At 48.0% G+C, this 21,888-nt stretch carries 22 protein-coding genes; 9 read left to right on the top strand and 13 right to left on the bottom strand.

Annotation, left to right across the window (positions count from 1 at the left end; genetic code table 11):
- Window positions 1-119: 119 nt before the first annotated feature.
- From CCY32_RS01685 to CCY32_RS01670, 4 genes are all read left to right on the top strand, one after another.
- Window positions 120-812, top strand: coding sequence for a flagellar brake protein (locus CCY32_RS01685; RefSeq protein WP_088328721.1), 693 nt, complete (start codon window positions 120-122; stop codon window positions 810-812).
- Window positions 813-866: 54 nt separating this feature from the next.
- Window positions 867-1,328, top strand: coding sequence for an Mpo1-like protein (locus CCY32_RS01680; RefSeq protein ID WP_088328719.1), 462 nt, complete (start codon window positions 867-869; stop codon window positions 1,326-1,328).
- Between the two features lie 130 nt (window positions 1,329-1,458).
- Window positions 1,459-2,538 (top strand): histidine kinase, encoded by a 1,080-nt coding sequence (locus CCY32_RS01675; protein WP_088328717.1) that lies wholly within the window; start codon window positions 1,459-1,461, stop codon window positions 2,536-2,538.
- Complete coding sequence (locus CCY32_RS01670) at window positions 2,528-3,346, top strand: LytTR family DNA-binding domain-containing protein (protein ID WP_088328715.1); 819 nt, start codon at window positions 2,528-2,530, stop codon at window positions 3,344-3,346. The genes CCY32_RS01675 and CCY32_RS01670 overlap by 11 nt, the downstream gene beginning before the upstream one ends.
- On the opposite strand, the gene CCY32_RS01665 is transcribed toward CCY32_RS01670, so the two are convergent.
- The 6 genes from CCY32_RS01665 to CCY32_RS01635 form a co-directional block, all read right to left on the bottom strand.
- Window positions 3,340-5,457 (bottom strand): ATP-binding protein, encoded by a 2,118-nt coding sequence (locus CCY32_RS01665; RefSeq protein ID WP_168171404.1) that lies wholly within the window; start codon window positions 5,455-5,457, stop codon window positions 3,340-3,342. The genes CCY32_RS01670 and CCY32_RS01665 overlap by 7 nt on opposite strands.
- Window positions 5,458-5,495: 38 nt before the next feature.
- On the bottom strand, window positions 5,496-6,560 hold the full coding sequence (locus tag CCY32_RS01660) for an extracellular solute-binding protein (protein WP_088328711.1): 1,065 nt from the start codon (window positions 6,558-6,560) through the stop codon (window positions 5,496-5,498).
- A gap of 83 nt (window positions 6,561-6,643) precedes the next feature.
- Complete coding sequence (locus CCY32_RS01655; RefSeq protein WP_168171403.1) at window positions 6,644-8,137, bottom strand: methyl-accepting chemotaxis protein; 1,494 nt, start codon at window positions 8,135-8,137, stop codon at window positions 6,644-6,646.
- Between the two features lie 89 nt (window positions 8,138-8,226).
- Window positions 8,227-8,949, bottom strand: a complete 723-nt coding sequence (locus tag CCY32_RS01650; protein WP_088328707.1) for an ABC transporter substrate-binding protein — start codon at window positions 8,947-8,949, stop codon at window positions 8,227-8,229.
- Between the two features lie 16 nt (window positions 8,950-8,965).
- Window positions 8,966-9,646 carry a TorF family putative porin gene (locus tag CCY32_RS01645; RefSeq protein WP_088328705.1) on the bottom strand — a complete coding sequence of 227 codons (681 nt, stop codon included), beginning with the start codon at window positions 9,644-9,646 and terminating at the stop codon, window positions 8,966-8,968.
- A 261-nt stretch (window positions 9,647-9,907) separates the two neighbouring features.
- A complete protein-coding gene (locus tag CCY32_RS01635) occupies window positions 9,908-10,915 on the bottom strand; it encodes an ATP-dependent 6-phosphofructokinase (protein ID WP_088328701.1) in 1,008 nt (335 codons plus the stop codon).
- A gap of 106 nt (window positions 10,916-11,021) precedes the next feature.
- Between CCY32_RS01635 and CCY32_RS01630 the strand changes: the two genes are divergently transcribed.
- From CCY32_RS01630 to CCY32_RS01615, 4 genes are all read left to right on the top strand, one after another.
- The gene (locus tag CCY32_RS01630; RefSeq protein WP_088328699.1) at window positions 11,022-11,852 is read left to right on the top strand and encodes a DUF6279 family lipoprotein; all 831 of its coding nucleotides are present in this window, start codon (window positions 11,022-11,024) and stop codon (window positions 11,850-11,852) included.
- A complete protein-coding gene (gene lhgO, locus CCY32_RS01625) occupies window positions 11,849-13,045 on the top strand; it encodes an L-2-hydroxyglutarate oxidase (protein WP_088328697.1) in 1,197 nt (398 codons plus the stop codon). The genes CCY32_RS01630 and lhgO overlap by 4 nt, the downstream gene beginning before the upstream one ends.
- Before the next feature lie 91 nt (window positions 13,046-13,136).
- Complete coding sequence (locus CCY32_RS01620) at window positions 13,137-14,093, top strand: glutathione S-transferase family protein (protein ID WP_088328695.1); 957 nt, start codon at window positions 13,137-13,139, stop codon at window positions 14,091-14,093.
- Window positions 14,094-14,095: 2 nt separating this feature from the next.
- The gene (locus CCY32_RS01615; RefSeq protein ID WP_088328693.1) at window positions 14,096-14,932 is read left to right on the top strand and encodes a pirin family protein; all 837 of its coding nucleotides are present in this window, start codon (window positions 14,096-14,098) and stop codon (window positions 14,930-14,932) included.
- A 69-nt stretch (window positions 14,933-15,001) separates the two neighbouring features.
- Here CCY32_RS01615 and CCY32_RS01610 read toward each other — a convergent pair whose 3' ends face one another.
- Window positions 15,002-15,277 (bottom strand): hypothetical protein, encoded by a 276-nt coding sequence (locus tag CCY32_RS01610; RefSeq protein WP_088328691.1) that lies wholly within the window; start codon window positions 15,275-15,277, stop codon window positions 15,002-15,004.
- Entirely contained in the window at window positions 15,274-16,926 is a 1,653-nt protein-coding gene (locus CCY32_RS01605) for a response regulator (RefSeq protein ID WP_168171402.1), read from the bottom strand. The genes CCY32_RS01610 and CCY32_RS01605 overlap by 4 nt, the downstream gene beginning before the upstream one ends.
- A 160-nt stretch (window positions 16,927-17,086) precedes the next feature.
- Here CCY32_RS01605 and CCY32_RS01600 point away from each other — a divergent pair, with 160 nt between their 5' ends.
- Window positions 17,087-17,554, top strand: coding sequence for a VC2046/SO_2500 family protein (locus CCY32_RS01600; RefSeq protein WP_088329222.1), 468 nt, complete (start codon window positions 17,087-17,089; stop codon window positions 17,552-17,554).
- Between the two features lie 9 nt (window positions 17,555-17,563).
- Here CCY32_RS01600 and CCY32_RS01595 read toward each other — a convergent pair whose 3' ends face one another.
- The 5 genes from CCY32_RS01595 to CCY32_RS01575 form a co-directional block, all read right to left on the bottom strand.
- The gene (locus CCY32_RS01595; protein WP_088328687.1) at window positions 17,564-18,043 is read right to left on the bottom strand and encodes a YchJ family metal-binding protein; all 480 of its coding nucleotides are present in this window, start codon (window positions 18,041-18,043) and stop codon (window positions 17,564-17,566) included.
- A gap of 33 nt (window positions 18,044-18,076) precedes the next feature.
- A complete protein-coding gene (locus CCY32_RS01590; RefSeq protein ID WP_088328685.1) occupies window positions 18,077-18,457 on the bottom strand; it encodes a hypothetical protein in 381 nt (126 codons plus the stop codon).
- A gap of 206 nt (window positions 18,458-18,663) precedes the next feature.
- A complete protein-coding gene (locus tag CCY32_RS01585) occupies window positions 18,664-19,992 on the bottom strand; it encodes an anti-phage deoxyguanosine triphosphatase (RefSeq protein WP_088328683.1) in 1,329 nt (442 codons plus the stop codon).
- Window positions 19,993-19,994: 2 nt separating this feature from the next.
- Window positions 19,995-20,591, bottom strand: a complete 597-nt coding sequence (yfbR, locus tag CCY32_RS01580) for a 5'-deoxynucleotidase (protein ID WP_281492498.1) — start codon at window positions 20,589-20,591, stop codon at window positions 19,995-19,997.
- On the bottom strand, window positions 20,591-21,814 hold the full coding sequence (locus CCY32_RS01575) for a pyridoxal phosphate-dependent aminotransferase (RefSeq protein WP_088328679.1): 1,224 nt from the start codon (window positions 21,812-21,814) through the stop codon (window positions 20,591-20,593). The genes yfbR and CCY32_RS01575 overlap by 1 nt, the downstream gene beginning before the upstream one ends.
- Between the last annotated feature and the right edge of the window lie 74 nt (window positions 21,815-21,888).

The following is a 21,888-nucleotide window of genomic DNA, read 5'->3' as shown; positions in this document are numbered from 1 at the left end:
TCAAAATCTCAAAAAAATGGGTGCATTAGCATGTTGAGGTGCGGCTTTACTGGTATCGCCGCCGAAAAAACACAATAATAACAAGATAATAATTTAATGTAGTGTGCAGAGTAATAAAGATGGCAATACTCTCGGAGAAAAGCGGTCTGTCTACCAGTGATTTGCGTAAGCTACGCTCACTGCGACCAGGCATGTCCCTGGATGTACAGGTTAAATCGCCCACCGCTGCCAAGCGTGTGCGCACTGAGTTTGTTGGTATGGACGGCACCCGCTGTATTATTCTTCGCTATCCTGATGAATCTAAATGGGGCTCGCTGAAAGACGCTATCTACGCGGACAATAGTCTGATTGTTCGCTTTATTCTGGAGGATGAAACCGGCGAAGTGATCGCGTTTAAGAGCAACATCATTCTGGTTGCAACCCGTCCTGTGCCGTTAATTTTTCTGAGCTTTCCTACTGCCATTCAGAATCAGGGGCTAAGATCGGAAAAGCGTACCTCCACACGCACGCCGGTGCAGTTAGCCACCATAGAGACCGACAAGCCGTTTTTAAAAGCAATGATCCTGGATATCTCCTCAAAAGGGTGTCGAATTGGCATCAAAAAAGAGCAGTTGGGCAACCTCAAACTGGTGGGCAAGCAACTCATGCTGAAGATACCGGGCAACAATGATACTGAGTACGCAGTCAAAGGTAAGGTAGTGAATAATAAGAGCGATGATGTAAGCACTTTTTATGGGATTCAGTTTGTTGAAGGTGAGAATGATCCTGACAAACTCAATACCTTGCTGGCGGAAATATCCATTGAGTTCTAGTAAACAAAGGATCAAGATAATGCCAGGAACTGGCGCATCCGTTAGGGGATAAGCATGAGACAAATTGAAAGACTGCTAAATGAATATGGCGAAAGTCATCAGAACAAAACGAATGTGATCATCCACTGCATTGCCGTGCCGGCGATTTACTTTGTCACCATTGGCTTAATCTGGTCGATACCGGTACCGCAGTGGTTAGAACAGTTTGGTGCTACCTGGGCGCATTTACTGATGGTGCCGGTATTGTATTATTATTTCCGTTTGTCCGGACCTATTGGTGCGGCAATGACCTTACTTTCCGTGTTTTCTTTTCAGTTGATTTATCTTTTACATAATCTACAGATTTCAGTGTGGCAGTTCTGTCTGGGATTGTTTGTGGTGATGTGGATCCTACAATTTGTAGGCCACCATATTGAAGGCAAAAAACCTTCATTTTTTAAAGATATACAGTTTTTGTTGGTAGGGCCGGCCTGGTGGTGGGTGCATTGGCTCAAGCGACTCAATATTCCGTATTGAATCGCCAGGCTCACATTTTCCGAAGGAGTGCCTGATTGCGGCAGATCAGGCCAGGACTACGATAAGCAACGTCAGACTCACTCCGCCATGCCGTATAATCAAGATTGTGATTAATCGCTGAGAGTCTCCATTGATCCATTGGCAAAAGCTGTTTGAAGATAAGGAGCGTCAGTTCTGGTTGCTGCATACCGCAGGCTGGGCTGGTTTCGCGTTGGTTTACTATCTCGGCTCCTTTTTACATGATATGCGCAGTATCTGGCTGTTTGTGATCCTTCTCAATGCCTACGCTGGCTGGTTGATCACAATACCCCTGCGTTATGTGTTTCGTCGACTTTGGTATCTCAAACCCTGGAAAATGGTGTTATTCGCGCTGGCTGCTTCTTATCTGGTAGGCGTACTATGGGCCGTGATAAAAAACATCAATTACTGGGAAATCTACAAACACGGCTATCGTCCTGATGAATGGATTTACTATTTCAGTAACAGTGTGAATTCTTTTTCTATTATTGTGTGTTGGAGTGGCTTGTACTTTGGTATCAAGTATTACCAGTTGATGCAGCAAGAAAAACAGAATGCTCTGACCGCATCGACGATGGCCCACCAGGCTCATCTAAAGATGCTTCGTTATCAGCTCAATCCACATTTTCTGTTCAATACCCTCAATGCCATTTCGACATTGGTACTGATAAAAGACAATCAGACCGCTAACGCCATGGTATCCAGGCTGAGTGACTTTCTGCGCTATTCGCTGGATAAGGATCCGATTAAAAAGGTCCCGTTTGAACAGGAAATTCAGGCTATTGACCTCTATCTGGAAATTGAGAAAGTCCGCTTTGAAGACCGCCTTACGGTAACCTGGGATGTTGCCCCGGAATCCCGTAAAGCACTGGTCCCCAGTCTGATTTTGCAACCCTTGATTGAAAACGCCATCAAATATGCCATTGCCAGAACCGAGAGTGGGGGAAAAATCAGTATCCACGCCAAGTCTTTCGGGCAGGATTTGTTGATTGAGGTCTCTGATAATGGCCCTGGCGCCGAAATTGTGGATGGACAACTTCGCCGGCATGGCGGTGTGGGACTCCCGAATATTCAGCAGCGCCTGCATTCTTTGTATCAGAACAATTTTTCTTTCGTAATTTCCGACAATCAGCCCAGCGGGGTAAAAGTCAGTATCAGAATTCCTTATGAGGTGGCTCAGGATGCAAACTAAAATAACTACCATTATTGTCGATGATGAACCGCTTGCCAGAAAGGGACTTGCCGTGCGCCTGGGGGCTTTTGAAGAAATCGAACTGGTGCAGGAATGTAAAAATGGTAACGAGGCGGTGGAGTCAATATTACAGTTAGCCCCTGATTTGGTGTTTCTGGACATTCAGATGCCAGGTTTAAATGGTTTTCAGGTTATCCATATGCTGGAACAGTCGATGGAAACCTTGCCCCTGATCATTTTTGTAACGGCATACGATACTTATGCTATCAAGGCATTTGAAGTGCACGCGCTTGATTATGTGTTGAAGCCAGTGGACGAAAAGCGCCTGGCAAATGCGCTGGAGAAAGTGCATCAGAACATGGCTCTGAGGCAACAGGGGCAGCAGAAGAACACCCTTGCTCAGTTGGTTGCGGAATTTACGGGTGATGATTGCGAGGACATATTAAGGCGTTTGTCGCAGGGCGAGCCTATCAGCCAGTATCCCGACATCCTGGCGATTAAAGACGGAAACGAAATAACCCGTGTGCCGGTATCTGAAATTCAGTGGATTGACGCCGCTGGAGACTATATGTGTGTGCATTCGAAAAGTGGTACCCACATTATGCGCCGCACCATGAAAGAACTGGAGCAGGAGCTCGATCCCCGACGCTTTGTGAGGGTGCATCGTTCAGCCATTGCTAACATCCATTTTGTCAGCAAACTGGTGAGCCATGTGAGCGGTGAATATCATCTGGTACTGGAAAACGGCACTGAGCTCAAAGTCAGTCGTAGTCACCGGGACAGAGTCAAAGAAATGATTAATCACTGATGTTGTGATTCAGGCTCGCTCTCTTTGCTCAGTGGAATACTGATGGTAAACGTGGTACCTGACCCGGGCTCGCTGTCACAGCGGATATCGCCGCCCAGTTTCTGAATTACCAGGTTGTAAACGATATGCAGGCCGAGTCCATTGCCGAGCTGTTCTTTACTGGTTGAAAAAAACGGGTCGAATACCTGCTTACGGACGGCTTCTGGCATTCCACAGCCATCGTCGCTGACCTTAATGTTCAGTGTCTCATGTTGCTGACTAACCCCAATCGTGATGGTGCCGGGTCTTGTATCATCAAAGGCATAAGTCAGCGCGTTTTCTACCAGCTGGCTGAGTATCTGCGCCAACGCACCAGGTGAGGCGAACAAGCGGATTTCCTGTTCGTACTGGCACTCGATGCGGTGGGGAGTTTGTTCTATGCGCGAACGTAATGACAACAAGATGCTGTCGATATACTCACACAGATTAAACCAGCGGTTTTGTTGCTTGTCATTGTCCACCGCCACTTGTTTGAAGCTGGTGATCAGGTTCGTGGCCCGTTGCAGATTTTCACTGAGCAGTTCCGCACTTTGCATAATCTTTTCGTGAGCCTGGTTGAATTCGTTTTTACTCATTTTCCCGGTGACGGCCTTGTCATGAACCGTTTTGGCGATATTTTCCAACATGGAGGCCGCCGTAACACAAATACCCAGTGGTGTATTAATCTGATGTGCAACGCCGGCTACTAATCTGCCCAGAGAGGCGTGCTTCTCGTTCTCAACCAATTGCTGCTGCGTGCGTCTTAACCGCTCCAGTGAGTCTGTTACTTCTTTCGTCTTGGTTTCCAGTTCGGCGGTACGTAGCGCCACTTTCTTCTCTAGCATGGCATTGAGTTGCCTGACCTCTTGTTGTGAAGCCATCAGCTGCGCATTGGTCTGTTCTATTTCACTGACGTACGTCTTTACCTGATGGTAGACATCATTCAGTGCGGTAATGATTGGGGTGAATTCGTTTTTCTTGTCATATTCAACCTGATTAAGCATCACCTGTTTATTTTTGCCATAGCTGATGGAGCGTTTAATGGTGCTCAATACCTGGTCAAAGGGGCTGAACAGGGCGCGAAGAATAAAAATCATCAGCAGAATAAATCCCAGACCGATGGCACTGCCGGTCAGTAACGTCAGGCGCGACACTTCATCCACAGCTCGACGAAGATCACTTTGGGGCACCAGCGAGCCAAACACAAAACCTTGTTCAGTGGTTTGGTAGAACACGAGGTTGTCGCTATGTTGTAGTGCCGAAATCTGATTAATTCCCGCCTGATGGGGACGTTGTATTAACGGTGCCGCCCAGGGCAGTTGAGTGGTCGACTCCATTACCAGGCTAACATCGGCCGGATAGCTTAAAATGAGCCCTGACGCCCGGTGAAACAAAAATGGGATAGCGTTCTCGGTGACCCGGATGCTGTCAAGAAAGCGGGTGATTTGAGCCAGTGACCAGTCGACGGTTGCCAATCCAATCGGCTCCTGGCGCGAATCAACCATGACTGCATCTACCGTCATCATCAGTGAAAAAGAACCGGCGCCGTCGCGGTACGGCTCGGTCCAGAACGTCGCTCTGAAATCAGGTTGTTTTCGTCCCCAGTCATTATCAACCGCGAGTCGATACCAATCCTGATTCAGATAGTCGTATTCTGGTGTATTCAGATCCCAGGTAAAGGTAATGTTATCCTGCTCATCTCTAAATACATAAGGGCCAAAGTAACGGGTCTGATTGTCAATAACATAAGGCTGATACCAAAGACCTCCCCCCATGGCCTGCCTGAAACTGGAAAACTTCTTTATCAGTGTGCTTTGCGCCAATGCGCTGATTGCGTCGGTTGACAGATGATTGGTATGACGCAGCTGATAGAGGGCCTCACCGTTAATCGCCAGATCGATAACGCTTTGTTCCATAGACTGAGTGAGGCTGTTGATCTTGCTGATAGTGGTATTGAAAACAGCACGGATCTCACCTTGTTTAAACTCATCCAGTGCTTGTTTGTAAATCAGCGTATTGAAAATCTGTAGTGTCGAGTACGCCAACACCTCAAACAGAATCACAAACACCAGTATGCGCGTCTTAATATTCATATTCTGTCTGAGAGTTGGCAGCATCGGCACATTAACATTTACTGTTGACGTGCTTTTTTCCACATATCTTTATAGATATTGCGGGTTCTTGAGTTCATCGGTTGCCAGAACATTTCCTCTACGAAAAATGTTTCATCCCCAACCCGACCTTTTTCTGCCATTTCTGGTTCCAACAGCTCTGCGGTAGCACTATTGACGATGATAGAGCCGTACATTTCCAGGATGCGCTTCTGAACTGGCTCACTGATCAGAAAATCAAAGAGTAGATAGCTGGCCTTAAGCTTCTCTGCATCAACATGTTTACCTATAGCAAGGGTATCCAGCCAGACAGTTTGCCCCTCTTTAGGGTTCGCGAGCGCCCAGCTCTGTCCCGCATCATTGGCCGCTGCGACACCAAACCAATAATCGGTTACATAACTCAGTTGCTGCATGGTGCTGGCTTCTGGCATGCCTCCCCAGAATGATTGCGCATTTGCCACCAGTTGATTGAGTTTTGCCTGAACTTGTTGCTCATCGAAGCTGCCGCTGTCTACATCATAGAATGTCTGTGGGGGATAGCCGAGCACCAGCATCGTGATATACAAGTTGGCTTCGAACTGGTCGTCTGTGACGCTGTATTTGCCCTTGTTTGCCGGATCCCACAGCACAGCCCAGGATTCTGGCGCACTGACTTTGTCCTGATTGTAGGCTAAGCCGTATGAGCCACCAAGCAGTGGCACCGAATATTTCTGACCGTTAAAATTATCGTAGCCGGCGCTGCGTAATGACGCTAAAACTTTGGGGTAGTGCTGTAACCGAGTGAAGTCTATTGGCTGTAACACCTGAAACAGCTTGTCCTGATTCATTTTATAGTAATTGTGGGTTGGGGTAACAACGTCAGCGGTTTTAGCTCTTAATGCTTTAAAAATCTGTTCCGGATTGGTGATATAGGGGGACAGAATATTGAGTTCGACATCCATGCCTTTGTCTTTTGCATACGCTGTAAATTCAGCAGCAAAAGGACTGACGTAGCCCTCCCACTCCAGTACATTGAGTTGGATCTTTGACCAGGCTGAACAGGACACCAGTACAGCCAGCGCCGTACTCAGGGTAATAAGTCGCATTGGGATGCTCCTCAAAAGTAGGGGAACCCGATAGAAAGGTTCCCGCAGTTGGGCCTCCGTGCAATGGAGGTCGTCCCTGAGTGTCAGGCTTTAAACTGTCGGGCAAGGCGACTCAGTCGCTCTGCAGTTTCATGCATGCTTTGTGAACTCTCAGTCATTTCTTCAAGCTGGTGAAGGCTGTCGTGACCGGCACTGACGATACGATTAACGTTATGACTGAGTTCTTCAGCAACGGTACTCTGCTGCTCGACGGCTGTGGCAATTTGTGTCGCCATTGAAGTGATTTCACTGGTTGACTCAAGAATGCCACTGATGGAATCGCCGGAACTGCGGGCGTTTTCAACTGACTCTTTACTTTGACTCTGGCTCTGTTCCATAACCGAAACGGCGGACTTGGCACTGCTTTGCAGTTTTTCTATGGTTTGTTGAATCTGTGACGTGCTGTCCTGTGTTCTGGAAGCCAGCGCTCTGACTTCATCGGCAACTACGGCGAAGCCGCGTCCCTGATCTCCGGCCCTGGCAGCCTCAATAGCGGCATTAAGGGCGAGCAGGTTGGTTTGTTCGGCAATGCTACGAATTACCTCAAGCACGGTAACGATGCCTTCTACGTCGCTTTCAAGTGACCCGACCACCGAGGCAGCCTGTTCGAGCTGCTCGGACAGGTTGTTGATAGAGTTGACCGAGGTACGAATGATCTCTGAGACTTTCTTTGCATCCTCACTAACATGGTCAGCGGAATCAGCTGTTAGCTGAACATTGTGTGCAATTTCCTTAGCAGAAGAAGACATTTGTGTGATAGCGGTGGCAACCTGATCTGTTTCCGATTGTTGCTTTTGCAGGTGGCCACGGCCGGCCTCTGTGCCATCGTGGACGCTTTGTGCATTGTTCAGAGTCTGCTCAACCACTTCCTGAATGGATAACACCAGGGTCTGAATTTTTTCTACAAACACATTGAAAGACTCGGCCACTTTGCCAATTTCGTCATCACGTTTTACCACCAGTCTGCGGGTCAGGTCACCTTCACCCCGGGCAATATTTTCAAGCGCATTGGCGACATCTGACAGCGGGGCGATGACAAGCTTATTGAACAACAGATAAATAGCTGCCACCAACAATCCTGCCAGCAATAAGCCTTTGACCAGAGCGCCGATGGCGAGGCTGCTGAGCTGCTCTTCAATGGCGGTATTATCAATATGGATGCGAACCTTACCCAGTTCGGTGGCATTGCCATCTTCTTCATAACGCAGGGTAATATTGCGGGTCTCACTGGTACTTTTACCACTGGATTGCATGACCTTTTCACCGGAATCGTTGATGATTTCCAGCATTGCCACATCCTCTGACTGCTGCTCTGCATTGAGAATGCGCTCCATCTGGCCTTCTTCAAAATTCCACATGGCGGCGGGTAAGTTAAGCTGCAAACGCGATTCCATCAGGGTAATTTGGGTCTGTTGGCGCTGCTTTAATCGTTTGCTTTGTACATTGTAGTCATAAACGCCCAACACCAGAACAACGACTAAAACAAGGGTCAGCGCAGCAATAATCAGCTTAAAGGATATGGACTTTGTAAACTTCATGAGCATCTCAACGTCAGAGGTTAGTTTCTGTGTGTTACGCAGCACCTCCTCTGTGCCGCTAACACCATGGCCTTAATATTAAGGGGCCGTCATAGGTACTTAGCCATAATGGCCTCAATATTTATTTTTTTGAGTCCCTGATTAAAGATATCGCGCCATTTGGCACCTTCATTAGTATTTTCGAAGGCAATGTGCAGATCTTTGTTTACAAGAAGCTTTTCGTTCAGTTCAACTTTGTCTGCCAGCGACTTCAGATTGCTATCATGAGTCAGCATGTAGCTCAGTACGTTGCCATCGATAACCGCGGCATCAATTCGACCAGCAGCGACCTTTTGCACATTCTTATCGTCTGATACCACGGCCTGGGCACTGATGTCACCGCTGGCGATAAGTGCATCCAATTCCTCGGTGTTGACGTAATCCTGAACCACTCCGAGCTTATACTGGGTAAGATCGCTAACCGTATTCCAGTTTATGGGTTTACTCTTGTTCTGCACGAGTCCAAGAGGTCCCTGACCCATGGAATCGGAAAAAACAAATTGCTCCGACTCGTAGGCGTATTCAGGGAAGTAGCCCACATACTTTTTATCATCACTGGCGAGCTTTACAGCCCGGCTCCATGGGTAGAATTCAACAATCAGTTCATGCCCCATGGCCGCAAAGGCGGCCTTAGCCACGGCGACAGAAGCTCCCTGTTCTGTGAGCTTTTTCCCGGAGTAGGGCGGCCAGTCCAGCGATGTCAGATAGAGCGTCTCCGCGCGAGAAAAGGGCGTAAAAACAAGTATGACCAATAGGATCAGGATGGATTTCATGGTTGCATCTCCCTAATCAGAAACTGAAAGTTCTGCCAACGGTTAGCAGCACACGGGTATCACCGTAGGTATCCAGGTCTGTTCCCTGGACACCCAGAGAAAGGTCGAAACCCGAGAGGCTGTAATTGGCAGTGGCTTGCCAGTGTATGTAAGAATCTTCGCCGTCTTCCCATTGAAATTTGTCACTGTCCATACTGGTAGAACGGTCGACACCCAGCAGCACAGAGAGATCATCATTGATTTCAATGGTGTGGTTGAGCATGACGATGTAATGACCGGCCCCAGTGCCAAAGTAATCCCATGCGTACCAGAAGTTGAGCTCGGTATTACCCAAAGCCCATTTCATATAGGCTTCTGCGTAGTTACCTTCATCACTGTAACTGGCCCCATGATAGGTGTACTGTGCGATGCCAACATCAAGGCCGACACTGTCATTAATATCCTGGTAATAGCCGGCATACAGATCCACTTCCAGGTTGGTGTCATCACCAAAATCAACGTTAGATCCCCAGACGCCGGCATACCAGCCGCTGTCGCCAGCCCAATCGAGACTGGCCTGCAACGCGGGCTTTTCATCTGTCTGACTGACGCCGTTAAACAGGTAATCGCTGGCGAGGGTGACGGTTGAAGACCACTCGGCCTGTGCGCTCAATGAGCAAGAAAGAGTGGCAAGTAAAGCGAGTGTTTTACGATGCATAGTGTTGTTTCCTAAGAGATTTTCAGATTAAGTATAGTGCAGTTTCAGGTTTTGCAACTTTTTGTAATCAAACTCTTACTAATAATTTTTTCTGGTATCGCTGTAGCTCAGGTATGGCGAGGGAAAGCCCATGACAGGAATATTTATATGCAGGTAAAACCGATAGGCAGGGAGGGGACGACTCCCGGCGCGCACGGTGACGGTATCCGGGAAACGACTTTATTGTTATAACTAAAAACGGTCTTTAAGGTTAAAGCGGTGTCAGTGTGGCTTTTCGTTGCTGACCAAATCGAAAATCTGACGCTGAATTTTTACAAGATAGGGGTCAAGAGCTTTAGTCTTATTCCAGCTTTGCTGAAAGGGCACTTCAACCAACTGATGATTGCGCTCACCAATCATGATGCCGGTTTTACCTTCGCATAAGGCTTCAACGGCATAGGCGCCCAGTTTTGAGGCCAGCATACGATCAAGGCTAACCGGTGAGCCGCCACGTTGCACGTGTCCCAAAATAACCGGCCTGCATTCAATTCCGGTACTGGACTGCAACTGTTTGGCCAGATCTGTGGCGCCACCGGGCCACAGGTTCTCAGACATGACCATAATATAACTGCATTTTCCACGTATTCTCTGAGCCCGTTTGATGTGTTCCGCGAGGATTTCCAGCTCAGGCGGCGCATCCGCATAAAGCTCAGGCAGCAGGACCTGTTCTGCACCTGAGCATACCGCGGCACTCAGACCGATGAACCCGGCGTGCCTTCCCATCACTTCTATTAAAAAAATGCGCTCAAACGCATCCGCCGTATCACGTACTTTATCGATACTCTCTAAAGCCGTATCAATAGCGGTGTAGTAGCCAATGGTGGCATCCGTACCATTGATATCATTGTCGATGGTACCAGGCAGTCCGACAATCTTGCCTTGCCAATATTTAGACAGGTGCTCGGCACCATGGAAGGAGCCATCTCCCCCGATAATAATCAAGCCATCTACATTGGCCTCATCGAGATTGCGGGCGGCGGTGCGAGCACCCTGTTCAGTAGTAAAGGCCTGACAGCGAGCACTTTTAAGAATCGTTCCGCCACGTTGGATAATGTTGTACACATCTTCCGTCTCAAGAACACGGTATTCTTGTTCCAGTAACCCGTTAAAACCATGTCGATAACCAAGCGGCACAATGCCCTCATAGTGACAGGCCAGAACGATGGCGCGGATAGCAGCATTCATTCCAGGGGCATCGCCACCTGAGGTTAACAAGGCAATTCTTTTCATAGCGCTTCCTGATGCTGGTATTTCGTTTCTGATTAGACAGGTAACGATCAATTCTGTAAATCTGAGGGTATAAGATAACAGGCAAATTAAAGTATCAGGTAGTCAGATGAAAAAGTTTCTACTCGGCGTGGTTCTCACCATCAGTTTAGCGGGGTGTTCCACTGGCTTTGTATACAATAATCTGGATTGGCTGGTGCATTGGTATATTGATGATTATGTAGAGCTCAATACGGCGCAAAAGCGGGTATTTGACCAATACATGGGAAAATGGCTGAAATGGCACCGCAACCAGGAGCTGGACAGCTATCGGCGCCATCTGATTGATTTGCAGGCCCGGATAAACGAAGCACCATTAACCGAGGCACAATGGATGGTGGAGTTTGATAAAGGACGTGCGCATTGGTTGCGGCTGATTGAGACCCTGAGCGATGATATCAGTGATCTTGCGTTAACCCTTACAGATGAGCAAATTCAGTCTCTATTTGTTGCATTACAAGCGCGTAACGAGAAACGTGAGAAGCGGCACTATCGGGAGGAAAATGATGAGCGTGTTGAGGAGAGAATAGACGACGTGAAGCGCTGGATTGGCCCCTTAACGGAATATCAGCAACATCTGATCACTGCCCATGTACAACAGTTAACCGATAATTTCGATGCCTGGATGGCTTACCGGCGGACGTGGCAGGACGCGGCGCGTTCTGTGCTGCTTGAACGACAGGATGGTAACCCGTGGCGCACACAATTGAATGATGTGCTTACCCGCCCTCAGCAATTCGAATCAGTTCAATATCAGCAACAAGCGGCGCATAATCGTGGCGTCTATGCAAAAATGCTGCATGAGCTTAACCGCAGCCTGACCTCTCGACAACGGGCGCACCTTAATCGTGAAATCAATAACCTTATTCAGCAGTTGGACAATTTGATTGGACCATCATGAGCACAGAACAACACTTTGACTTGATTATTGCCGGAGCCGGCATACTGGGCGCTGCCTGCGCCCACATATACCTCGAGCGTCATCCTGGAAAACGTGTGGCAATAGTTGAGAAAGAACTGCAGGCAGCTCAGCATCAGACAGGACGTAATTCAGGCGTGATTCACGCCGGTGTCTATTATCAACCGGGTAGCCTCAAAGCCCGCTACTGCAGAGAGGGGCTGGAGCGAACGCTGGCATTTTGCCGGCGTTATAATCTGCCCTTTTTGCAGTGTGGAAAGCTGATTGTGGCCACCGACGATAAAGAGGAGGAGAGACTGAATACCCTGTATCACAGGTGTCAGCAGAATCAGCTTTCGCCCGTCGTGCTGGATGAGCGACAGTTAGCAAAAGAAGAAAACGCGATACGCGGCAAGGCGGCCATCTATGTTGCCCAGACAGGTATTACTGACTACACCGCCATTACCCGCACTTTACTGGGACTGGCGCAATCGGCTGGCGCACAAATTTTTTATAACCATAAGGTCACGGCATTGGAAGAAAATGGACAGGGCATCCGTCTGCGTTGTGGAGAGCAACATTTCAGGAGCGATGGATTTGTTAACTGTGCCGGACTTTATGCAGACAATTTGATCCGACTCCAGGGGCTGGAACCTGATTTTCGTATCATTCCTTTTCGCGGTGAATATTTCAGACTCGATTCACAGCATAATGACATCATTCGTCACCTGATTTATCCGGTGCCTGATCCCGAATTACCTTTTTTGGGCGTGCACCTGACAAGAATGATCGATGGCTCTGTCACTGTTGGACCTAATGCTGTACTGGCCCTGGCACGAGAAGCCTACAGCTGGCGCTCAATCAATGCTGCAGAACTGAGCCAAACCTTAAGCTACCCGGGGCTGTGGAAGTTACTCAGCCAGTATTGGCGCAGTGGCATCAGTGAGATGTATGGTTCGTTAAATAAACGCGCTTACCTTGACAAGGCACAGCGATACTGCCCACAGCTACAGCTAGCTGATCTCAAGCCCTACCGAAGTGGTATCCGAGCGCAGGCAGTCAGTCAGCAGGGAGAATTGCTGCATGACTTTAGATTTGTGACGACTGAACGCTCTCTGCACCTGGGCAATGCACCGTCGCCCGCCGCCACCTCAGCACTGCCCATTGCAGAAGCGGTAGTCGATAAACTTTCGTAAAATTAGAATGATGATGAGTATTTATTGCAATATTAATCACTTTAGTTAACTGCTTTAATGCGGCTGTCGATTAATTCAACAGGAGAGCCTTATGGGTTTGCTGATAGATGGTCAGTGGCATGACAAGTGGTATGACACAAAAAAATCAGGAGGGCGCTTTGAGCGGGATGCGGCACGCTTTCGGGATTGGATTTCCAGCAGTGCTGACAGCAAGTTTAAACCCGAATCAGGGCGTTACCATCTTTATGTATCACTAGCCTGTCCCTGGGCACATCGGACTCTGATATTCAGAAAGCTAAAGCAACTGGAGACCCACATTTCGGTGTCCGTAGTGAGTCCCGATATGCTTGAAAATGGCTGGGAGTTTGGTGGCTATCCGGATGCAACGGACGATGCGGTGTATGGACATCAATATATGCATCAACTCTACACAACTGCAGTGGGGGATTATTCAGGCAGGGTCACCGTCCCTGTTTTGTGGGATAAACAGACCGAGACCATAGTGAACAATGAATCTGCCGAGATTATCCGCATATTTAATTCAGCATTTGATTCGCTAACGGGCAATACGCTGGACTTTTACCCCAAGCACCTGAAATCTCAAATAGATGATATTAATGAAACGGTGTACAACAACATCAATAACGGGGTTTACAAGGCAGGTTTTGCAACGACGCAGGAAGCTTATGAGGAAGCCGTTGACGAACTTTTCGCTGAACTTGATCGCCTGGAAGAGAGACTTTCGGGGCAACGGTACCTTGCTGGAAATCAAATCACTGAAGCCGACTGGCGCCTGTTTACCACATTAATTCGCTTTGATGCGGTGTATGTCGGGCACTTCAAATGTAACGTTCGCCGTATTGCGGATTACGAACATCTCAGTGGTTATTTGCGTGAGCTCTATCAGTACCCTGGTATCGCTGAGACCGTAAATCTTGATCATATTAAACGCCATTATTACTTCAGCCATAAGACCATTAATCCAACCAGAGTGGTTCCAAAAGGCCCTGAGCTGAACTTTAAACAACCTCACGGAAGAGGAGCCTGACAATGAACAGAACAATCATGCGTAAAGCACGGGGGATGAAAACCAGTGATGGGGCGGGTGTTGCGTTAACACGAATTATCGGACAACCCGGACTGACACGTCTCGACCCTTTTCTGCTGTTAGATGAGTTTGGCTCAGATGTGCCCGGTGACTATCTGGCTGGATTTCCGCCACACCCGCACCGAGGTTTTCAGACCGTAACTTATATGCTCAAAGGTAAAATGGGTCATAAGGATTCTGTCGGTAACGAGGGGCTGATTGAAGATGGGGGGTTGCAATGGATGAATGCAGGCAGTGGCATCATCCATGAAGAGATGCCGAAACAGACAGAGGGTGAAATGCGTGGCTTTCAACTTTGGGTAAACTTACCCGCATCGGAAAAAATGTCAGCACCGGGATATCAGGATATTCCCTCTGCACAAGTTCCTGAGCTGTCTAAAGGTGATGGTATCCGTATTCGTGTGCTTGCCGGCGAGTTAGATGGTGTCAGCGGTGCGGTCACAACTCAGGCCGTTAAACCATTGTTTTTAGATGTCCATAGTGCCGATTGTGAGCCGATCACACTGCCCACTGACTCGGGACACAGTGCTTTTGTGTACTGCTATGAAGGGCAGGTCAGCATTGGCGCTACCACATTAAAACGCGGCGAAATTGGGGTGTTGGGCGAAGGAAACCAGGTGGAAATCCTGTTGCAGGAGCATGCCCGGCTGATACTGGTCGCCGGGGAGCCAATCAATGAGCCGGTGGAGCAGTACGGTCCATTTGTGATGAACACTCGAGCAGAAATAGAGCAAGCGCTAAAGGACTACCAGCAGGGAAAGCTGGTACAAAGACAATAATCTATGTCAGATCTGGATGCGATAACCTTAACGGGTTGTCGCATCCTGTATGGAAAGTGGATAATCCTCTTAATTTTTTCGTCTTTCCCCGATAGGGGTCTCATCACCTTTGCAGATGGTATCGTACTGGTCACGATAATAACGCAAGTCCAGACAGGCTTCTTCGTAGCGTTTTTTGGCTGTCAGAGCTTGTTGAGGGTGATTCTTATCCATCATCACTTTTCGCCATTCAGCGCACTGTTGCTCCTGCTGCTTTACCTCTAAGACTCTTTCACAGGGGTTCTCTGTGCTCATGCAGGCCGTTAACATAGGCAGGATTGAGGACACGGCTAAAAATCGTTTCATGTACGCTCCAGATAGTGTTTTACATCATCCCTGATGCTATTAAATTTGGCCTGATGGGAGTCAGACAATCGCATTCCGTCGAGCATCCTGAATGTCTGCCGACATTTAGCCAGCAGAGTGAGATCAGGTTTGGCGGCTTTTTCCTGTAATTTTAGCAGGCATTGCAATAAATTAAGGGCCACACCCGTATTCATAGGTGCCAGCTCCTGAGCTGCTATGAAGGCGTCATACGCCGCCTGGTATTGCCCCTGAGAATACTTTTTCAGGCCATCCCGGTTGTGTTTATTATACTGCTGCTTAACCTTATTAGTGCGGTCTTCGGTTTTATCGATGAGATATTTGAGGTTGGTATCCAGTTGAATATCGCTGTCCTTGAGTTGTTCGAGCAGATCCCCAAGCTCTTCATATTCGCCTAAATCACACATCAGATCGATGGAATCCGGGGCCAGAGTCATCGGGTAATGATCAAACTTTTTACGCAATTGATACTGCGTTTCATTGAGCAGACGTTTCGCTTCGATCAGCTTACCATCGATAAAGTTAATGCGAGCACCCACCAAATCTTCATATACGCCGTAATCGAACGCCTCTTTGGTACGGGTCAGTAACTCGTCATTGCGATTGCGCTGCAAGACCAACATTGCCTCTTGCTGAAACTTGTTTTTCTGTCGTTTGTCTTCGGCTTTCTCGGCGGCATCTAAGATACTGCGTACGTAATTACACAGATGTAAAACGCTGCGATGAACAGACTTCTTACTCTGTTCCAAAATCGCCTGGCAGCAGTTTTTAGCCATCTCGTAGTCACCCGCCAGCCTGGCAATTTCGCAACCCAGAAACTGTCGGGTCAGTGAGTAAGGCGCCATCGCTAATGCTTTTTGGATGGAGTCGAGGGCCTCTTCAAGAGATTCGCTTTGCATATGCGCCTGTGCGAGTAAGTCCAGACCATCCACCATAAACAGCCGCTGCATACAAATCTTGCGGGCGAAATACATGGCTTTTTTGGTGTCGTTCATTAATAAATGTGTTCTTGCCAGGGCAATGGTCACCCAGGGGAGGGCCTTTGACTGAGAGAGTGACTCAAGCAGATTGAGCGCCTCAGCATAGCGCTGTTCGCGCCACAGCAAATCGATGAGCACAGCAGCACAAGCGCGGCTGTATTTTTTATTGTCACTGATGAGTGCACGACACGCAGCAATGGCGCCATCGTTGTCGCCGTTCATCGCTTTTTCGTACACATGTCGTAATGTCAGTCTCTTATGGTGCGCTTTGGCGATACGGTTGTGAAGCTGAGCCTGGGAAAAAGGCTTTATCAGATAATCATCGGGTTGCTTTTCAATACTGCCTAAAACCATAGGCCGGTCACTGTCGGCACTTACCATAATGTACACGGTAGTGGGGCGGATCAGTTTGCGGATTCTGAGTTCTTCTAACAATTGATAGCCATTTTTCTTATCGCTGCCCAAATGAAGGTCAGAGATAATAATGTCGAACTTTTCATGTCGACAGGCAGCGATAGCGGATTCGCCATTTTGCACCACCACCACAGACTGTGCGCCAAGGTTGTTCATAATACCACGCAACAAGATCAAAAAAGGGCGTTGGTCGTCTACAACCAGAACACGTTTATTGTGATAAGACAGGGAGGCCATGAAAAAGTAACAACGTCTATTGAATATCAGATACTTATGCCATCTTCTTTGAATCTGTAGATGAAAGCAAGGGCTGTAGGGCGCGATGTGAACCAGGTTCTGATTAAGTATTGCAGGGACATGACGATAACGATTGTGTAGGTATTTTTTTTGGGATCTTATGCAACCTGTTGTACTGGATTTTGAGCTAAACAGCAGTCTGAGCAAAGCTGCCAGCCAGGGTAACGGAGCGAACTTTGCGTTGCTGCTGGCCATGTTGCAGGACAACCTGCTTGACAGGCCTCGTCTGGAGGCATCGAAAGAACAGCATTGGGCTGAAAGCCAGTCACATTTAGACAAAGCACCAGAGATCCCCCTAAAAGCAGAAACCCAGCACTGGGAGTTTGAAGCTCAACATGCTCAGTATGTAAATCAGCAGCAACTGGCTTCTGCGAGGCTCTGGCATTGCTTGCACCCGAGCCCGTTATCGGTCTTTAACGACAATAAAAGACTCGATGATGAGGTGGTGGAAAATACCAGCTGGTCATGTCGTCAGAAGTTAAAAGGAGGAAGCGTTGAGCCTTTGCAGGTTGATGAGACCAATTTACTTGAGGTTATCGATAAAGCACGTCAATACCAGGCTGCCTGACCCGACAGTTTAAGCACAGCATCGTTTAAATTTACGCCCGCTACCACAGACACAGGGAGCATTACGTTGCCATTTCAGCTCACCGGAATCGGCCTGGATCTTGCCACTTTCATACAACCAACCCTTTTCAGCGAGACAAAATAAAGAGATTTCATGATGCCGGACAAGCTGCTTATGGGAACCTGACGAGTCCATTGCGTACGCACAAAACTCAACCTGTGCCTGTGTCTGAGAAACGCTGGTATAGGAGATGACCTCAAGCCTTAACCATTTTATGGTAGATAAATCCCGCTCCAACTCCAGCCGCGACGCTTTTTCCGGCAATGTTGTCTGAGTTTTAAGAATATAATCAACATTTTGGCGCGCAAAAGCCGTATACCTTGAGCGCATTAGCTGCTCAGCTGAATCTGCCACCGTCTTGCTCTGATGTAATAATCCACAGCAATCCGAGTAGGGAAGCGGCATGCCGCAGTCACAATAGTCACTCATTTGAATTAGGTTTTAATACGCTAAAGCGCTAGTTTACCACGGCCCATACACCAATGTGTTGGCATCCGCAGGTTTGTCGCGAAGATTGACCAGCAGCACATCCATTTTACGGCAAACCTGTTGTAACCGGGTCCGGCGAACTTCGTCGAGTTCAAGATTATCAACGAATAGGACCGCGGCCTGACCACCCAGAATAATTTTTTCCAGCCAAAGGAGCAGGGTTTCCTTACCTGGATTTGGAAGATGAATCTTATGACCCGCTTGTTTAAAGCACAGTTGATTAGACAACAGGTATACCCACCGGCGACCTGATTTGAACCGGTCAGTCCACTCCATCATGTCATCATGACTCAGTGAGAGGTCAACTAACCCGGAATTCAGGGTGTTTTGTGAAAGAGCAGTAATACCAGCCATGTCGATACCTTGTTTATATATACAGTGGTTGTATAAACAGTAGTACTGTATATATAAACATGCAAGTGTTTTTTTATTACCGCTTTTAGACCGGGTTTTGATCGGTTTAAACGTCAATTTGAGTTGAGGTTTTAGACAAAAAAACAGAGACTTGGGTTACGCGTTACCGGCGTTATTCGTTATCCAGAGTCTGGCAACAGACTGCTTTAGTAGGGAAGGGTGGTGTGACTAAAGCCCAAAGTACTTTTGGGTAAGAACAGCTGGTTATACAACCTGGAGGCGTATTCATCGGTCATACCAGCGATATAATCTGCGATAACACGCATGTTTTGGCCCTGCTGATGAGCTTCGAGCCAGCGTGTTTTGGTGTTTTCGGGGAGCAAACGCATTGGGTCAGAGCTTAACGCTGAAAACAGTGCCATCACCAGTTGCTGTCCTTTAAACTCCATCATTTGTACGTCGTGTGATTGGATAACCTTGTCGTATACAAATTTTTTGAACAGGCTCAGGGCTAAGGCAACATCTTCGGTGAGCACCGCATTGTATTGCAACAGGGGTTCGTCAAATGGGACCGCTAAACGTCGGATGTCGACCGCTGTGATAAAGCTGTTAACCAAAGCACCTATGGCGTCTTTGCGATCATAATGACGTGCACTGAATAACTTCTCAGTCAGAAGTGGAAGTAATTCACTCAGATTTGTCAGTTGAAGGGCGGCGATAGGCTCAGAAACCAGAGTGGTAAATTCTTCTTTGTTGACCATCCCACTGACAATTGCGTCCTCAAGATCGTGGATACTATAGGCAATGTCGTCTGCCAATTCCATAATTGAACAATCAAAGGATTTGTAACGGGTTTTGCTGTGTTCAGAATCGCGTTGTTCTATCTGTGTAAATAAGCTCTTGTCATTGTCACTGAGGGGCTCGAGTAACCACTCAAAAACGCTGGCATCATCACTAAATAACCCTTTGGCCGGATACCACTGATTAAGTTTGAGTGTCTCTCCTGTCGGCTGAGGCGTGGGGCACTTTTGAAGTTGGTCAAGGAGTCCGGGATATTTTATCAGGCCGAGCAGGGTGCGCCTGCAAAGGTTCATCCCGGCATCGGCGGTATAGAGTTCGAGCTTGGTAAGGATTCGGAAAGTCTGCCCATTTCCTTCAAAACCACCGTGATCCCGCATCATGTAGTTCAGGGCCGCTTCGCCGCCATGACCAAATGGCGGATGCCCGATGTCATGAGCAAGGCAAAGGGCTTCAATCAGAGGGTCGCTCAGTTTCAGCGCATCGGCCAGTTGAGGGAACTTCTGCTGCAATTGTGAGGCAATGCCAGTACCGATTTGTGCCGCTTCCAGAGAGTGGGTGAGGCGGGTACGATGAAAGTCATTGCCTCCTACACCTAAAACCTGTGTTTTGGCCTGCAATCGCCGGAATGCGGCAGAATGCAAAATACGTGCTTTGTCACGTTGAAAAGCGCTACGTTGATCTCCCTGACGTTCAGGTTGTGGATGCTGTCGGGCTAGCCAGGGAGCTCGTATCATGTTTATTCCTGTGTAATTTCATCCAGACTCAGTGAAAAGCTCGGCACATAGGCCTGAATGAAATAATTCACTTCATCGGACTGATAATCACTGAGAATTCTATCCAGCCGTTTTTTAGCCAGTTCAAATTCATGGTTGCCAGCGGCCAGCTCTTCAAGTGTCTTTAAATAGGCACAAATGACATCTGCCGCTTTGATAATAAAACGCTCCGGTTCACTGTGGCGGTGATGATCAATTAATTCAGCGTAATCATCACGAAAGGCATCCGGTGTCATATCCAGCAGCTTCTGTTCGGCGATAGTCTCTATCTTTTTATATTCCTTACTGATTGCCGGATTAAAGTATTTCACCGGTGTTGGCAGGTCGCCGGTCAGTACTTCTGAGACATCATGAAACATCGCCAGTGTCGCAATGCGGTAAGGATCCAAATTGCCACCAAAGTATTTATTGCGAATCAGTGCCAGGGCGTGGGCCACCATCGCCACTTGCAGGCTGTGCTCCTGTACATTCTCTGTACTGACGTTGCGCATCAATGGCCAACGATTAATCAGCTTCATTCTCGATAAATGGGCGAAAAAATGGCTGGATTGAGGTTTCACTACAGTTGCCTCTGCTGATAATGGGTAAAGAAGCGTTCAATTTTATTCAGCGCGCTATGAAGCTGATCCGTATGCGGTAAAAACACCAGGCGAAAATAACACCCTTGTTTGAGGTTAAAGGCCCGACCATGCACCAACAACACTTTTTCCTGACGTAACAAGTCCAGCACCATTAGTTCGTCATCCTGAATCGAAAATTTGCGCTCATCCACCTTTGCAAAACAATACATGGCGCCTTTAGGTTTAACGCATGAAATACCCGGTATCTGATCCAACATGCGCCACGCAATATCACGCTGCAATCGCAAGCGTCCGTCTGCGCGCACTAAATCATTGATACTCTGATATCCACCTAATGCGGTCTGTAAGGCATGCTGACATGGAACGTTGGCACACATACGCATGGAGCTGAGCAGAGTTAGACCTTGCATATAGCTACGGCCTAATTTTTTATTGCCGCTGATCAGCATCCAGCCTACCCGAAAACCGGCTACACGATAATTCTTTGACAATCCGCTCAGCGTCACAAAGAACACATCATCGGCGAGTGCGGCAATACACTGATGCTTGGCTTCATCGTAGAGAATTTTATCGTAAATCTCATCACTGAATATCACCAGATTATGCTGTCGTGCCAGCTCGATTACCTGTAACAACAGTTCGCGGGAATATACCGCTCCGGTGGGATTATTGGGATTGATGAGTACGATGGCACGTGTATTGGCGGTAATTTTTGCTTTGATATCATTAATATCAGGAAACCACCCGGCCTGTTCATCACATTGATAGTGCACAGGGGTTCCGGATGACAGACTGACCGCTGCGGTCCACAAAGGATAGTCGGGGCTTGGAATAAGGACTTCGTCATGGGTGTTCAGCAGTGCCTGCATGGCCATAACAATCAGTTCGCTGACGCCATTACCAATATACACATCTTCAATGTCGATATTGGTGATGCCCTGTTGCTGGTAATACTGCATCACCGCCACCCGGGCTGAGTAGATGCCCTGTGCATCCCCATAGCCCTGCGCTGTCGGAAGGTTACGGATGACATCCTTTAATATATCGTCCGGGGCTTCAAATCCAAAAGGTGCGGGGTTACCGATATTGAGTTTCAGTACCCGATGTCCCTCATCTTCGAGGCGTTTTGCTTCGGTTAGCACCGGTCCACGAATGTCATAACATACGTCATTGAGTTTACTGGATTTTACAATCTGTCTCATCTAGCAATCAGGTCGTGAAAATAAGGCCTACAGGGTATTACCGGGCTCTGGTGTGTGGCAAGAAGATCTTTGTC

Source organism: Lacimicrobium sp. SS2-24, from assembly GCF_002201535.1.
Taxonomy (GTDB): Bacteria; Pseudomonadota; Gammaproteobacteria; order Enterobacterales; family Alteromonadaceae; genus Lacimicrobium.
This window is presented reverse-complemented; position numbering and strand designations above follow the sequence as displayed.

Bases quoted from the DNA above. Each gene is read 5' to 3' on its own strand.
- CCY32_RS01685 (WP_088328721.1), top strand. From the start codon at position 120: ATGGCAATACTCTCGGAGAAAAGCGGTCTGTCTACCAGTGATTTGCGT.
- CCY32_RS01680 (WP_088328719.1), top strand. From the start codon at position 867: ATGAGACAAATTGAAAGACTGCTAAATGAATATGGCGAAAGTCATCAG.
- CCY32_RS01670 (WP_088328715.1), top strand. From the start codon at position 2,528: ATGCAAACTAAAATAACTACCATTATTGTCGATGATGAACCGCTTGCC.
- CCY32_RS01665 (WP_168171404.1), bottom strand. From the start codon at position 5,457: ATGAATATTAAGACGCGCATACTGGTGTTTGTGATTCTGTTTGAGGTG.
- CCY32_RS01660 (WP_088328711.1), bottom strand. From the start codon at position 6,560: ATGCGACTTATTACCCTGAGTACGGCGCTGGCTGTACTGGTGTCCTGT.
- CCY32_RS01655 (WP_168171403.1), bottom strand. From the start codon at position 8,137: ATGAAGTTTACAAAGTCCATATCCTTTAAGCTGATTATTGCTGCGCTG.
- CCY32_RS01650 (WP_088328707.1), bottom strand. From the start codon at position 8,949: ATGAAATCCATCCTGATCCTATTGGTCATACTTGTTTTTACGCCCTTT.
- CCY32_RS01645 (WP_088328705.1), bottom strand. From the start codon at position 9,646: ATGCATCGTAAAACACTCGCTTTACTTGCCACTCTTTCTTGCTCATTG.
- CCY32_RS01635 (WP_088328701.1), bottom strand. From the start codon at position 10,915: ATGAAAAGAATTGCCTTGTTAACCTCAGGTGGCGATGCCCCTGGAATG.
- CCY32_RS01630 (WP_088328699.1), top strand. From the start codon at position 11,022: ATGAAAAAGTTTCTACTCGGCGTGGTTCTCACCATCAGTTTAGCGGGG.
- lhgO (WP_088328697.1), top strand. From the start codon at position 11,849: ATGAGCACAGAACAACACTTTGACTTGATTATTGCCGGAGCCGGCATA.
- CCY32_RS01620 (WP_088328695.1), top strand. From the start codon at position 13,137: ATGGGTTTGCTGATAGATGGTCAGTGGCATGACAAGTGGTATGACACA.
- CCY32_RS01615 (WP_088328693.1), top strand. From the start codon at position 14,096: ATGAACAGAACAATCATGCGTAAAGCACGGGGGATGAAAACCAGTGAT.
- CCY32_RS01610 (WP_088328691.1), bottom strand. From the start codon at position 15,277: ATGAAACGATTTTTAGCCGTGTCCTCAATCCTGCCTATGTTAACGGCC.
- CCY32_RS01605 (WP_168171402.1), bottom strand. From the start codon at position 16,926: ATGGCCTCCCTGTCTTATCACAATAAACGTGTTCTGGTTGTAGACGAC.
- CCY32_RS01600 (WP_088329222.1), top strand. From the start codon at position 17,087: ATGCAACCTGTTGTACTGGATTTTGAGCTAAACAGCAGTCTGAGCAAA.
- CCY32_RS01595 (WP_088328687.1), bottom strand. From the start codon at position 18,043: ATGAGTGACTATTGTGACTGCGGCATGCCGCTTCCCTACTCGGATTGC.
- CCY32_RS01590 (WP_088328685.1), bottom strand. From the start codon at position 18,457: ATGGCTGGTATTACTGCTCTTTCACAAAACACCCTGAATTCCGGGTTA.
- CCY32_RS01585 (WP_088328683.1), bottom strand. From the start codon at position 19,992: ATGATACGAGCTCCCTGGCTAGCCCGACAGCATCCACAACCTGAACGT.
- CCY32_RS01575 (WP_088328679.1), bottom strand. From the start codon at position 21,814: ATGAGACAGATTGTAAAATCCAGTAAACTCAATGACGTATGTTATGAC.